The 13,490-nt window shown below is 58.6% G+C and carries 13 protein-coding genes; 10 read left to right on the forward strand and 3 right to left on the reverse strand.

The annotated features are described in order from the left end of the window. Positions 1-84 precede the first annotated feature (84 nt). Entirely contained in the window at positions 85-2,211 is a 2,127-nt protein-coding gene (gene ppk1 / locus EAV92_RS02035) for a polyphosphate kinase 1 (protein ID WP_241158407.1), read from the forward strand. Here ppk1 and EAV92_RS02040 read toward each other — a convergent pair. Then, a complete protein-coding gene (locus EAV92_RS02040) occupies positions 2,186-3,712 on the reverse strand; it encodes a Ppx/GppA phosphatase family protein (RefSeq protein WP_123039533.1) in 1,527 nt (508 codons plus the stop codon). The two genes, ppk1 and EAV92_RS02040, sit on opposite strands and share 26 nt — an antisense overlap. 303 nt (positions 3,713-4,015) lie before the next feature. Between EAV92_RS02040 and citZ the strand changes: the two genes are divergently transcribed. The 9 genes from citZ (at position 4,016) to EAV92_RS02085 (ending at position 12,222) form a co-directional block, all read left to right on the forward strand. Continuing rightward, positions 4,016-5,131, forward strand: coding sequence for a citrate synthase (gene citZ, locus EAV92_RS02045; protein ID WP_123039534.1), 1,116 nt, complete (start codon positions 4,016-4,018; stop codon positions 5,129-5,131). Between the two features lie 94 nt (positions 5,132-5,225). Then, complete coding sequence (icd, locus tag EAV92_RS02050; RefSeq protein ID WP_123039535.1) at positions 5,226-6,518, forward strand: NADP-dependent isocitrate dehydrogenase; 1,293 nt, start codon at positions 5,226-5,228, stop codon at positions 6,516-6,518. A 394-nt stretch (positions 6,519-6,912) separates the two neighbouring features. Beyond that, on the forward strand, positions 6,913-7,857 hold the full coding sequence (mdh, locus tag EAV92_RS02055; RefSeq protein WP_123039536.1) for a malate dehydrogenase: 945 nt from the start codon (positions 6,913-6,915) through the stop codon (positions 7,855-7,857). A gap of 120 nt (positions 7,858-7,977) precedes the next feature. Next, on the forward strand, positions 7,978-8,343 hold the full coding sequence (locus tag EAV92_RS02060) for a VOC family protein (protein WP_123039537.1): 366 nt from the start codon (positions 7,978-7,980) through the stop codon (positions 8,341-8,343). A gap of 92 nt (positions 8,344-8,435) precedes the next feature. Then, positions 8,436-8,867: a DUF2269 family protein gene (locus EAV92_RS02065; protein ID WP_241158408.1), complete on the forward strand. Its 432-nt coding sequence runs from the start codon at positions 8,436-8,438 to the stop codon at positions 8,865-8,867. A gap of 154 nt (positions 8,868-9,021) precedes the next feature. Then, a complete protein-coding gene (locus tag EAV92_RS02070; RefSeq protein ID WP_123039538.1) occupies positions 9,022-9,624 on the forward strand; it encodes a bifunctional transcriptional activator/DNA repair enzyme AdaA in 603 nt (200 codons plus the stop codon). Next, positions 9,621-10,184, forward strand: coding sequence for a methylated-DNA--[protein]-cysteine S-methyltransferase (locus EAV92_RS02075; RefSeq protein ID WP_123039539.1), 564 nt, complete (start codon positions 9,621-9,623; stop codon positions 10,182-10,184). Before EAV92_RS02070 ends, EAV92_RS02075 begins: the two co-directional genes overlap by 4 nt. An 82-nt stretch (positions 10,185-10,266) precedes the next feature. Further along, positions 10,267-10,908: a LysE family translocator gene (locus EAV92_RS02080; protein ID WP_123043519.1), complete on the forward strand. Its 642-nt coding sequence runs from the start codon at positions 10,267-10,269 to the stop codon at positions 10,906-10,908. A 45-nt stretch (positions 10,909-10,953) separates the two neighbouring features. Further along, positions 10,954-12,222, forward strand: a complete 1,269-nt coding sequence (locus tag EAV92_RS02085) for an MDR family MFS transporter (protein ID WP_123039540.1) — start codon at positions 10,954-10,956, stop codon at positions 12,220-12,222. 313 nt (positions 12,223-12,535) lie between these two features. On the opposite strand, the gene yfbR is transcribed toward EAV92_RS02085, so the two are convergent. Together yfbR and EAV92_RS25000 are read right to left on the reverse strand one after the other, a co-directional pair. Beyond that, a complete protein-coding gene (gene yfbR / locus EAV92_RS02090) occupies positions 12,536-13,138 on the reverse strand; it encodes a 5'-deoxynucleotidase (RefSeq protein WP_123039541.1) in 603 nt (200 codons plus the stop codon). A 91-nt stretch (positions 13,139-13,229) separates the two neighbouring features. Further along, complete coding sequence (locus tag EAV92_RS25000) at positions 13,230-13,352, reverse strand: hypothetical protein (RefSeq protein WP_277424216.1); 123 nt, start codon at positions 13,350-13,352, stop codon at positions 13,230-13,232. Between the last annotated feature and the right edge of the window lie 138 nt (positions 13,353-13,490).

Below are 13,490 nucleotides of genomic sequence, written 5' to 3' on the forward strand. Positions count from 1 at the left end.
CGCTCCATTTACATTCGGTAAACATAATAGAAGGATGGTATCCGCCGTCAGTCCGAAAGCGGAAGCATGCAGGGGGAGAGCAGGATGAAAAGGGCATTGGTTCGGTCTTCTTCCGGATACGCGAAAAAATACATCAACCGGGATTTAAGCTGGCTCGAATTCAATCGGAGGGTTTTGGAGGAGGCGGAAGACGCATCGACTCCGCTGCTGGAGCGTCTCCAGTTTCTAGCCATTACTTCGAGCAACCTCGACGAGTTCATGGGCGTCCGGGTCGCCGGCCTGAAGGACCAACGCAAAGCGGGCCTGAATAAAACGGACTTCACCGGGTACACGCCGCAGGGGCTGATCAAGCGGGTGATGAAACGCACCGGCCGTTTCGTGCGCGATCAGTACCGGACTTACCGCGAGTTGATGCGCCTGCTGAGCAAGGAAGGCGCTTCGATCGTCTCCTGGGAGGAATTGACTCCTTCGCAAGGCGAAGCGATGAAGACGTATTTTCAAGACATCGTTTACCCGGTATTGACGCCGATGGCCGTCGACATCAGCCGGCCGTTTCCTCTCGTCCACAGCCGGGAAGTCTATCTGGCGGTCGTTCTGCGCCCGCTGAATCCCATTCCGAGAACCGACGAACGGAACTTCTGCGCCATCGTGCAGGTGCCTTCGATCCTTCCGCGTACCGTTCTCGTACCGGGGCGCCGCAATTCCCGGAAGCAATCCTATTTACTATTGGAAGATTTGATCAAGCAGCATATCGGCCTGCTGTTCAGCGGTTACGAGACGGAAGCGGTACATGCCTTCCGCATCACGCGGAATTCCGATCTCACACTGAATGAAGAGGAAGCGGAGGATCTGCTGCTCGAACTGGAGAAGGAGCTGCGCAGGCGGCGCAGGGGACTTCCCGTACGCCTCGAAATCGAGAAAGGCATGCACCCCAGCGCTTTGGAAATGTTGAAGGACGAGCTGGAGCTGGATGACGACATTTTCGAAATCGACGGGCCGCTGGATTTGTCGTTTTTGTCCAAATTCTCGGGCCTGCTTACCGGGTACGACCATTTGCGTTATCCGAAAGTGGAGCCGGCGTATCCCGCCGAATTCGAGGACGACGACATGCTCGCGGTCATCCGCGAAAGGGACGTGCTCGTCTACCATCCCTATGAATCTTTCGAAGTGGTGAACGACTTTCTGATCGACGCGGCGATGGATCCGGACGTATTGGCGATTAAAATGACGCTGTACCGGGTCGACGCCCACTCCGTGCTCGTGCAAGCGCTCGTCCGCGCCGCGGAATCGGGGAAGCAGGTCACGGTCGTCGTGGAAATCAAGGCGAGGTTCGACGAGGAGCGCAACATCGCCTGGGCGCGCCAATTGGAGAAAGCCGGCTGCCACGTCGTGTACGGGCTGGCGGGGCTGAAAACGCATGCGAAAGTGACGCTGGTCGTCCGGCGCGAAGCGGGAACCTTGCGGAGGTACGTGCACGTCGGGACGGGCAATTACAACGAAAGCACGGCCAAGCTGTATACGGACGCGGGGCTGTTCACATGCCACCCGGACATCGGCGCGGACGCTTCGGCTCTGTTTAACGAGATGACGGGTTACTCCACCCCGCACGATTGGAAGGCGTTCGCGGTCGCTCCCGACGCGCTGAAACCGAAGCTGTTCGACCTCATCGACCGGGAGATCGCCAATGCCCGCGAGGGTATGCCGGCCTGGATCACGGCGAAGATGAACTCGCTGTCCAACCAGGAAATGATCGACAAGCTGTACGAGGCTTCGCAGGCGGGCGTGAAAATCGAACTCATCGTACGCGGGGTGTGCTGCTTGCGGCCGGGCGTTCCGGGGCTGAGCGAGAACATCCGGATCGTCAGCATCGTCGACCGGTTTCTCGAGCATTCCCGCATTCTCGCCGTAGCGGCGGGCGGGGCGGAAGAGGTGTACATTTCGAGCGCGGATTGGATGACGCGAAACCTGACCCGCAGGGTCGAGGTCATGTGTCCCGTCTATGATAGGGGATTGAGGGAGATGCTGCTCAGTTTGCTGCGGCTGAATTTGAACGACAATGTCAAGGCGAGGGAGCTTAAACCGGGTGCCGGCTACGAGCGGGTGACCCTGGAAGGGATCCCGCTGCGCAGCCAGTTCGAATCTGCGGACATCCCGCTGTGGAAGACGGTGGGTATGCGGATCTCGGCTAACGAACGTATAGCACCGGAGTGAGGCCCCAGATTTTCTTGAAGTCCTTGGACAAGGATTCCACTTCCATTCGCTCGAGCGACAAGGCGTGTTCCGCGTCGGCGGTCAACACGAGCTTGTTCTTGACCGCGTCCGCGCTCAAGGAACGGATGGATTGCGATTCGCTTCTGTCGAGCGCGATCGCCAGCTGCAGAAGGGATCCCAGCTTGGCGGCCGTTTCCGTATCGTTTTCTTCGAGAATGGGACGATAGGGAGCCAAGTTGCGCTTCAGCGCGTTTATGCCCCGGAAAGAGGCGGTCGCCGCGGTAAGAAGGATTTCCCGGTGCGAAAGGCCGTTCCAATGCGTATGCATCAGCATATAGAAGGTATGGTCGGCGCAATCGTTCAAATCGATGGCGGCGCCGATTTTATACAGCCTGGCGGCCGTATCCAGCCAGACCTTGGCCTTCCCCGGCAAGGTCTGGTCTTCGTTCAGACAGTCGTAAACGGCGGCCGCCAGTTTGCGGACTTGCTCCAGATGATCTTCCGGCGCGGTAGGATACAGGGCGTTCAAGTTGCGAATGCTTTCTTCCAGAACCGGAATTTCCCGCTCGCCGACGGCGGGCGGACAGGTCTCGAAAAACAACCCGTCGCGGATGCCGGTGCCGCATACGGTCAACCGGGACGCGCCGGTATGCCGCATGACGGCTTGCAGAATGGCCAAACCCGGCACGATGACGTCCGCCCGGTCCTTCGAGAGACCGGGAAGCTTGCGCCTGCCGGCGACGGGCAGCGCGGCGAGCTTGTCCAGGGAGGCGGCAAGCTCGCTTTCGGATTGCTCGTATCCGTGCAGCAGGGGAAACGGATAATCCGTTTCGCGCTGCCGGAACTTCGCGAACGCCCGCACGGTGCCGCCAAGGCCGATCAAAGGCAAACCCGGAGATCCGGAAATCCAGGGCTTGGAGGCCAGCAGCCGGCGGACGTCCGATCGGATGTCATCCAGAGCGGCGGAAGGAACCGGGCCGTCGTTCAGCCCGTAAACGTTCGCCAGGTTGACGCAGCCCACCGGAAAAGAGACGGCGTCGATTTTCTTGCGGTCCCTCAGCAGCGTGATTTCCGTGCTTCCGCCTCCTATGTCGACGACGAAGCCGTCGGCCATGTCCAGCGTGCGAAGCATGGCTTGGGAACCGTAATGGGCTTCTTCCTCCCCGGACAGCACTTCGATGCGGAGCCCGGTGGCCTCGCACAGCCGGCGGATCACGTCCTCGCGGTTGGACGCGGCGCGGACGGCTGCCGTCGCGACGGCGCGAATCCGCTGCGTGCCGTGCATCCGGCATATGCGAACGTAATGCTTCAGCACTTCGGCAAGTTCGCTCACGGCTTCATCCGGCAGCCTGCCGTCCGGCGTGAGCCGGCGGCTGAGGCGGGCGGGCCAGCGTCCTTGGTCGACGATGCGGCGGGCTCCATTGTCGGCGACCTGGAAGACGGCAAGCCGGACGGTATTGGAGCCGATATCGATAATTCCGGTTACTTCCGACGATTTCATGGGGCACCTCCGAACGCGGCTTAAAACAGGATAAAGCCTATTGTACCACTGCCGAAGCGCTCGGTAAAAGAACCTTTATGGTGCCGATAAAACAATTTGATTCCTCGTTCGGTTTCTTTCGTCCCCGAAATCGTTTATCATGGAAAAAGGACTGAAAACCTTGGAATATTTGCGTTTAGCGCGGTTTTTTTGAGCCTGGCGCCATTCCGGCTCCCGCGCAGGCGAGAATCCTCCCCCGAATTGGCGGTTGCTTCGCGTTTCCGCATGACTCGGCATTTTTCCGGTTAAAGGAGAGAGAAATCCATGACAGCTACCAAAGGTTTGGAAGGCATCGTCGCCGCTTCCTCGTCCATCAGCTCGATTATTGACGGCGTGCTGACGTATCGCGGAATCAATATCGACGAATTGGCGGAGCAGGCCTCCTTCGAAGAAGTCGCCTATCTGCTCTGGCACGGCAAGCTGCCGACGAAGTCCGAACTGGACGGTTTGATCGCCCAGCTGGGCGAATACGCGGAAGTTCCCGCCGAGGTCATCGACGGCATCCGTCTGTATCCGAAAGGCAGCAACTCCATGGCGGCGCTCCGCACGGCCGTTTCCAGCCTCGCGCTGTTCGACGGGGACGCGGAAGACATGAGCCGCGAAGCCAACGTGCGCAAGGCCGTGAAGCTGCAAGCCAAGCTGCCGACCGTGGTCGCCGCTTTCGCGCGCATCCGCGAAGGCAAAGAACCGATCGCGCCGAAGAAAGGCGTGGGCATCGCCCATAACTTCCTTTACATGCTGACCGGCGAAGAGCCGGCGAAAGTCGCCGTCGAAGCGATGGACAAGGCTCTTGTACTCCATGCGGACCACGAGCTGAACGCTTCCACGTTCGCATCGCGGGTTACCGTCGCGACGCTGTCGGACATTTACTCCGGCGTCACTTCCGCGATCGGCGCGCTGAAAGGCCCGCTGCACGGCGGCGCCAACGAGGCGGTCATGGTCATGCTGGACGAGATCGGTTCTCCGGCGAACGTGGAATCTTACATTCAGAAGAAGCTGAGCAACAAAGAGAAAATCATGGGCTTCGGCCACCGGGTTTACCGCAACGGCGACCCTCGCGCGAAGCATCTTCAAGCCATGTCCCGCCAGCTCGGCGAGCTGAAAGGCAACATGAACCTGTACGAAATGTCGATCCAGATCGAAGAGCTCGTCACCGGGCAAAAAGGGCTGAAGCCGAACGTCGACTTCTATTCCGCTTCGTGCTACACGATGCTCGGTATCCCGCGCGACCTGTTCACGCCGATCTTCGCGATCAGCCGCGTTTCCGGCTGGACGGCCCACATTCTGGAGCAGTACGGCGACAACCGCTTGATCCGTCCCCGCGCGGAATACGTCGGTCCGGTGGATCAACACTACGTTCCGATTGCCCAGCGGTCCTAATTTTTTACAAGCTTGTACCGGCGAACCGGCTTCTGCGGCAGCGGAGGCGCGGTGCGCCGGTTTCTTGCGATAAATCGATTGGAGGAATATAAGCATGCAACTTGAAAAATTCGCAGCACCGACATCCGGCCAACCAATCTCCGTAACGAACGGCGTACTGAACGTCCCGAACAACCCGATCATCCCCTTCATCGAAGGCGACGGCACGGGCCGCGACATCTGGCGCGCTTCCCAGCGCGTTCTGGACGCAGCCGTCGAGAAAGCCTACAAAGGCGAGAAGAAGATCGCCTGGTACGAAGTTTTTGCCGGCGAAAAAGCTTTCAATACTTACGGCGAGTGGCTTCCGGCCGACACGCTGACCGCAATCCGCGAATACATCATCGCGATTAAAGGACCGCTGACCACGCCGATCGGCGGCGGCATCCGCTCCCTGAACGTCGCGCTTCGCCAAGAGCTCGACCTGTACGTCTGCCTGCGCCCCGTGCGTTATTTCCAAGGCGTGCCGTCCCCGGTCAAACGTCCGGAGCTCGTCGACATGGTCATTTTCCGCGAGAACACCGAAGACATCTACGCCGGCATCGAGTACCAAGCCGAAACCGCCGACGTGAAGAAAGTCATCGAATTCCTGCAGAAAGAAATGGGCGTCAAGAAAATCCGTTTCCCGGAAACGTCCGGCATCGGCATCAAGCCGGTTTCCTCCGATGGCTCCAAACGCCTCGTGCGCGCGGCCATCGAGTATGCGATCAAGCATAACCGCAAATCCGTCACGCTGGTCCACAAAGGCAACATCATGAAGTTCACCGAAGGCGCGTTCAAAAACTGGGGCTACGAAGTGGCCGAAACCGAGTTCGCGGACCAAACCTTCACTTGGGGACAATACGATAAAATCAAAGCCGAGCAAGGCGAAGAAGCGGCCAACGCCGCTCAGAAAGCTGCGCTTGACGCCGGCAAGGTCCTCATTAAGGACGCCATCGCCGATATCGCTCTGCAGCAAGTGTTGACTCGCCCGACGGACTTCGACGTCATCGCGACGCTGAACCTGAACGGCGACTACCTGTCCGACGCCCTGGCCGCGCAAGTCGGCGGCATCGGCATCGCGCCGGGCGCGAACATCAACTACGTGACCGGACATGCCATCTTCGAAGCGACGCACGGCACGGCTCCGAAATACGCCGACAAAGACGTCGTCAACCCGGGCTCCGTCATTCTGTCCGGCGTTATGATGTTCGAGCACCTCGGTTGGCTGGAAGCGGCCGACCTGATCTATAAGGGCATGGAGGCTTCCATCAACAACAAGACCGTGACCTATGACTTCGCCCGCCTGATGGAAGGCGCGACCGAAGTGAAATGCTCGCAGTTCGCGGATGAAATCATCAAGAATATGTAACCTCTTAGTCCCCTTTTAAGGGGATTTCGCCCCACCCCCTAAGTCCCCCTCCCCCCGGGGAGGGGGATTCCGAGGCGCTCCGCCCTCTGGACACCCGGACTCAAGACTATGACGGTCGATGGACGGTGGAGGAGTTGCGGGGGCGCTGAGGGTGGCGGGGGTGCGTCTGTTGCCGACGTCAACGGTTTCGCTATCGCGAAACCTGTTGATTGGCTCGGGTAGGGCAAATGCAAGGCATTGAACCGTTTTACAGTAACCGGATGAGCACATGAAGAGATTTTTAGACGGGTTGACCGTCTTACATCGACCGCATGAGCACATATTGATTACTGTGAGGCGGTTTTTTCGTTTTCAGGCGATAAGAAACGGCTCTATACATAAAGGAGGCTAATTTATGGCGATCAAGCGTGCGAAGATTACGGTTGTCGGTGCAGGTTTCACGGGCGCGACGACGGCATTAATGCTGGCGCAGAAGGAACTCGGGGACGTCATCCTGCTCGACATCCCGCAGATGGAGAACCCGACCAAAGGCAAGGCGCTCGACATGCTCGAGTCTACGCCGGTGCAGGGCGTCGACGCCCGAATCGTCGGCACGTCGGATTATGCGGACTCCGCGAATTCCGACGTCGTCATCATTACGGCTGGCATCGCCCGTAAGCCGGGCATGAGCCGCGACGATCTCGTGAACACGAACGCGGGCATCGTGAAATCGGTGTGCGAGCAAGTGAAAGCGACCAGCCCGAACGCCTACGTCATCATCCTGTCCAACCCGGTTGACGCGATGACTTACGCCGCGAATAAGGCGCTCGGCTTTCCGAAAAACCGGATCATCGGCCAATCCGGCGTTCTCGACACGGCCCGCTACAACACGTTCCTAGCGGAAGCGCTGGGCGTTTCCGTCGAAGACGTGCGCGGCGTCGTCCTCGGCGGCCACGGCGACGACATGGTGCCGCTCGTCCGCTATACGACGATCGGCGGCATTCCGGTCGAGAAACTGCTTCCGAAGGAGCAGATCGACGCCATCGTTCAGCGCACCCGCGTGGGCGGCGGCGAAATCGTCAATCTGCTCGGCAACGGCAGCGCCTATTACGCGCCGGCCGCTTCGCTCGTTCAAATGACGGAAGCCATCCTGAAGGACAAGAAGCGCATTCTTCCGGTCATCGCCCTGCTGGAAGGCGAATACGGCTATGACAATCTGTTCATGGGCGTTCTGGCCGTACTCGGCGGCGACGGCATCGAGAAAATCATCGAAATCGAGCTGACCGCGGAGGAGAAGGCGGCGCTGGAGAAATCGGCACAATCGGTCCGCAACGTCATCCGAATCGTCGAAAACGCGTAAACGACGGGCACTGCCGCCTCCGTTCCGATCTTCCGCGGGCGGGGGCGTTTTCGCGTGTTAAGATTTCCGGGGATCGGTTAAAATGGTAGGCATAGGCACGGAGTGGCAGGAGGGACGATAATGGGGAAAGTGCTTCGTTTTGAACTGCAGGTTCCGGATCCCGAGCATGCGGTGCAGTTTTATTCTCGGATATTCGGCTGGCAGTTCGTGCGAATGCCGGGGGCTCACGATTATTGGTTCATCCGCACGGGGGAATCGGAAGAACCCGGCATCGATGGGGGATTGATGCGCTCTCCCGACGGAGAGACGCGGACGACCAATTCGATCGAGGTCCGATCGATCGATCGTTCTCTCGCTCAGGTGGTGGAGAGCGGAGGAAACATCGTCGTTCCGAAGACGACCGTGCCGGGCATGGGGTATTTCGCTTACTGCACGGACGATCAAGGTCTTCTTTTCGGAATATCGGAGACGGATCCGACGGCATGACCCGCCCCGTACGTCAACCGATTTGGAACAACGGGTAACGATCGTGTATACTGGTTTTGGCCTTGTATGATGAGCGATGGAGGTTTATGGAAATGTTGTATGACATTATGCTGTTTTTGCACGTAGTCGGAGCGGTCGGCATGGGCATTTACGCCATCTTGCCTTTCATGGCGGGACAATTCCGCAAATTGTCCGGAGCCGCGCAGGAAGGTTTGGCGAGCGGCTTGGTCACGGGCGGCCGGATCGGCCAGTTTGCTTTGGTGATCCAACTGCTGACCGGCGGTTACTTGATCTCCCAAGGAGACACGGATTACGCGACCAGCTGGATGATCGTCATCCTCGTGATTTTCGTCGCGATCGGCGCGCTGACGGGCATCGTGCAGGGACCGATCCGCAAGATCGCGGCAGCGGCCAAGGAAGGACGGGACGCCAGCTCTTTCATCGGCAAAGTCCGGACGTTCAGCGTGATTATTCTCGTGTTGTTCCTTGTCATGCTGTGGATCATGACGAATCCTTGGGCATAACCGGCCAAGTTCGGCGGCGAACCCCGCGCGGCTTCCTTAAGGAAGAGGGCGCGGGGTTTTTCTATGGTTTCGAATTCTTGCTGTCCTATTGTCTAACCCTATCGAACGGCCTTCAAGCGGTCTATAATAGGGAAAGCCGGAAGGAGTGAAGGCGATGAAACCAACGGTTACAGATGAGGTTTTCGATCGGGTATATGAGACGATCTTGCGCCGGGACGCGTCGCTGGACGGGCGCTATTATGTGGGGATCGTCAGCACGGGCATTTTCTGCAGACCTTCCTGCCGGTCCAGAACGCCGAAACCCGAAAACGTCCGGGTCTACGAAAGCATAGAGGAAGCCCGGCAGGCGGGATTCCGTGCATGCAAAAGATGCCGCCCCGAGACTCCCGGGAAGGAAGGTCCGGATGCCGCGATGGCGAGCGCCGTCACCGACCTGATCCGGAAGCACTACGCGGAAAATTTGACCTTGGGCGATCTGGCCGCCAGGCTGAACGTGAGCCCGTTCCATTTGCAAAGGGTGTACAAAAAAACGACGGGATCGACTCCGGCGCAATGGCTGTTGCAGACGAGACTGGAGGAAGCCAAACGCCAACTCGCCGATCCGAGCCGGTCCGTGACCGACATTGCGGCCGCCGTCGGGTTCCGGAGCGCGTCGCATTTCTCGTATGCGTTCCGCAAAGCCGTCGGCTGCCCGCCGAACGATTACCGGGGAAATAACCGACCCGTTTCCGCCGCAGAGGAGGAGAACAAAGCTTGAACACCGCAGTTTCAACTGAAGTTTATTGGGGCAAGCTGATCCACCCCGTTTTTCAAAATCGCCCCATTTTGGTAGCCGTCACATCGGAAGGATTGTGCCGAATCACTTGGCCGCACGAAACGCGTGAGCTGCTGAATGACTGGGTGGAGAAGAGGATACCCGGCGCGGCGCTGCTGGAGGACCAGGAACGCGTAACGCCTTATATCGAACAGCTGCAGCAGTATTTGGACGGGAAACGGAAGGTTTTCGAGCTGCCGGTCGATTTGCGGGGAACGCCGTTTCAAGTCTCCGTTTGGCAAGCGCTGGCCCGGATCCCTTGCGGGGAAACCCGCAGCTACTCCGACATTGCCGAAGCCGTCGGCCGCCCCGCCGCCGTCCGGGCCGTCGGGATGGCGAACGGCGCCAATCCCGTTCCTATCGTCATTCCGTGCCACCGCGTCATCGGCAAAAACGCGTCTCTCACCGGATTCGCGGGCGGGCTTCGGGTGAAGGAAGACCTCCTCAACCTGGAAGGATTTCGGGCATACACGGCCGCAGGGCACGCTCGCTTTAAATTTTGATAAAGGACCGGGCTTAAGCCGGTTTTTATGTTAGAATGGGAGCACTTTGTCGCAAGTTTCGGAGGTTGGCGGGTTGGAGTCGGTGTTTTACGCATTCGCGAAAGGTTTTTTGTTCAGTCTGGCGCTGTGCCTGGATCTCGGCGTCGTGAATATCGCCATTATGAAGACGGGGCTCGACCGGGGGTTCGGGGCTTCGTTCCGAATTGGGTTCGGCTCCTGCTTCGGGGACGCTTTCTATATGGCTCTGGCTTTGCTGGGTTGGACCGCCGTGTTCCATTATCCCGCCGTCCGCTGGATTTTGTGGATCGGGGGTACGTTGGTGCTGCTGTGGCTGACGCGCAACATGATCCGCGACACCATTCGGCCTAAGGTGCTTAACGGGAGCGGAGATGCGGTCAAAAGCCGAGGCGGATGGGGAGACATCCTCGTCGGGGCGGGTCTTGCCCTCTCGTCTCCGACGCTGATCCTGTCTTTCGCCGCGATCGCCGGGCCCGTGGTGGCGGATCTGGATATCCGCGACGGCATGGTGCTGACGGCGTTCGTCGTCGGTTTCGTTACGGCCGGGCTGCTCTGGTCGGTGCTGCTGGCATGGCTCGGAAGCCAATCCGCCCGGCTCGGCAAAGGCGTCCTCCGCACGATGTCCCTGATCTCCGCGCTGTTGTTTCTTGCATTTGCCGCCAATCTGTTTTGGAACGGTTTGCGGGATCTCGTTTTGTCCCGTTGACGCCTATGACTGTGACTCATAAGTAAATGAAAAGGACTTATCCGTATGCAACGTCTACAACGCTTAATCCATCAATATGACGGAGGGATCTGGATCCGCGTGATCGGGTCGGCTTTGTCCACCGTCACCGGTTTCATGATCCGACCGTTTCTCGTTCTCTATCTGTACGAAAAATTGGACGGGTCCGTGCTGCTCCCGATGCTCGTCGTCGGATTGTCGCCGTTGTGCGGCATGGTCGTCAGCTGGTTCGGGGGCGGCATCAGCGACCGGATGGGACGCAAGCCCGTCATGGTCGTCTCGCTCCTGCTGCAAATGCTGTGCATGATCGGTTACGCGTTATCATCAGAAGTTTGGCAATATGCCGCCGTCTCGATCGTGACTGGTGCGGGCTCCGCGTTGTTCATGCCCGCGGCCAACGCTCAGATGACCGACATGGTGCCGGCGCAGCGCCGGGCGGAAGTGTTCGCCCTGATGCATACCGGGTTTAACGTCGGGGCTGCCGTCGGGCCGCTGCTCGGCTTGCTGATGTTCCGCTGGAACCCCTCGGTCGTGTTCGTGATCGCGGCTTGCACATTCCTGATCAACGCGTCCCTCGTCTTGTTCAAACTGCCGGAGACGGCTCCTCTCCTGCTGGCTCGGCGGAAGGGAGAGGCGAAGGCGAGCCCGGCTGCGGCTGGCATTAAACGCCACGGCGGCCTTCGGATGCTGTTTACGAGCGAGCGTACGCTGCTGCTCGTGACGCTGCTGACGATGCCGATCGCCTTCCTGTATTCCTTGGCGGAGACGGCGCTGCCCATCCATTTGGGCACCCATTTCGCCCATCCGAAAAATATATTTCCGGCGATGATGACGTTTAACGGCACGATGGTGATCGCCTTGCAAATCTGGATCGCCCGCAAAACCGAAGCGTTCCGCTCGTACGCCGTCGTGGGCGCCTCGTATGCCTTTTTCGCCGTCGTCGCTTTGGGATACGGCTATTCCACGACGCTCGTCGCGCTGTTCGCCGCCGAGTTCGTTTTCACCATCGGAGAGATGATCAACGGGCCGCATATGCAGAAGGAAATCTCGCTGATGGCGGCCGAAGAGAAACGCGGCTACTATTTCGCGGTATTCGGAGCCAGCCGGCTGCTCGGTCAAGGGCTCGGACCGATCCTGGGCGGCTTGACGCTGGCCTGGACGAACGGCGAAGTGCTGTTCACGCTTCTCGCCGTCCTTCTCGCCGCGGCGGGATTCGCGCAGTTCCGCGTCATGAGAAGGGTAGAACAGACGCGTCTCGGTGCCGATGCGGGATCGTCGTCGGGCTTGAGCGTTTAAGAGTCATGTAAAACGAAAACGGCCCCAACCGTCTTGAAGATGGTGGGGCCGTTTTTTACGTTAGAGCGGTTTTGCCCGGAGAAAACGGGATTGCGAAATTAACGGGAAAAGTTCCTACTAAATTTTACAAAATGGCCTCCAGGCCGAAAATAGTGGGAAAAGCTCCAATTAAATCCGCGCGTTCGTTATTTGAACCAAAGAAACGTCCGATTTAGTGGGCATTTTTCCCACTAATCGGGAGATTTAAGAAGTGGAAGGCGAAATAGTAGGAGGTTTTCCCATTATTTTCGACGCTCCAGTAACTGGACCCCCGTCAACTCTCCGCTTTCTCGTCCTCCGACAGCTCGTCGATCGTCTTCTCGAAGGCGGGGGCCAGCCTCTCCAGCACCCAGTCGACCTCGGGCATGCCGAGCGCCCGCAGCTTCTCTTCGCTTTGGCGACGGGCGGTTTCGAATTCGCGGTTACCTCCCGACGTTTCGCTCAAGCATTTGAGGTAGGCGTCCAGCACGTCGGCCGCTTTCACGTATTTTACGAGCTCCGGGTCCGCGCCCGTTCCGGTCACGAACGGCCTATAAGCTTCGCGCAGTGCGTCGGGCACCGTGCCCAGCAGCCGGTCTGCCGCGAGCGACTCAATCTCCCGGAAATTGGCCAGGATGCGGGAATTATGATGTTTGACGGGAGTGGGGATATCGCCGGTGAACACCTCGGTCGCATCATGGAACAAAGCGTATGAGGCTGCACGGTCCGGGTCCACGTTTTGATGGAAAACGTCTCTCGCGACCGTCCCCAGCAGATGGGTGAGCAGCGCCACGTGATAGGAATGCTCGGCGACGTTTTCGGTCGTCGTATTTCTCATCAGGCTCCAGCGGCCGATGTTTTTCAATCGATAGAGATAGGCGAGAAAATGGTGCGCCAACGGTCACGACTCCTTTGGTTCGGGCGAATCTATCAACCCTTTTCGTGAGATATCATGACCATTCTACCTGATCCCCAAAGAGTGCGACAGATTAAATATAACCGGCCCACTCGATATGGAGATGATCTCTGTCTTCGTTGGTTTCGGATTCCGGCAGCTCTTCCGGTTCAAGGGATGCCGTTTCCGGACTAGGATCGGCTTCGTGGATTTCCATCTGCGGTTATCCTTTCTGCAAAATGCGGTGGTTACCAAGTAGCATGCTTCTAGAACCGGTCATCTATGCAGGTTATACATGCCCTCTCCGTCGTGCGGTGTGCTATTATATGAGTGATGAGCTATACCGATCAGAGAG

The sequence above is a fragment of the Cohnella candidum genome (assembly GCF_003713065.1).
GTDB lineage: Bacteria > Bacillota > Bacilli > Paenibacillales > Paenibacillaceae > Cohnella > Cohnella candidum.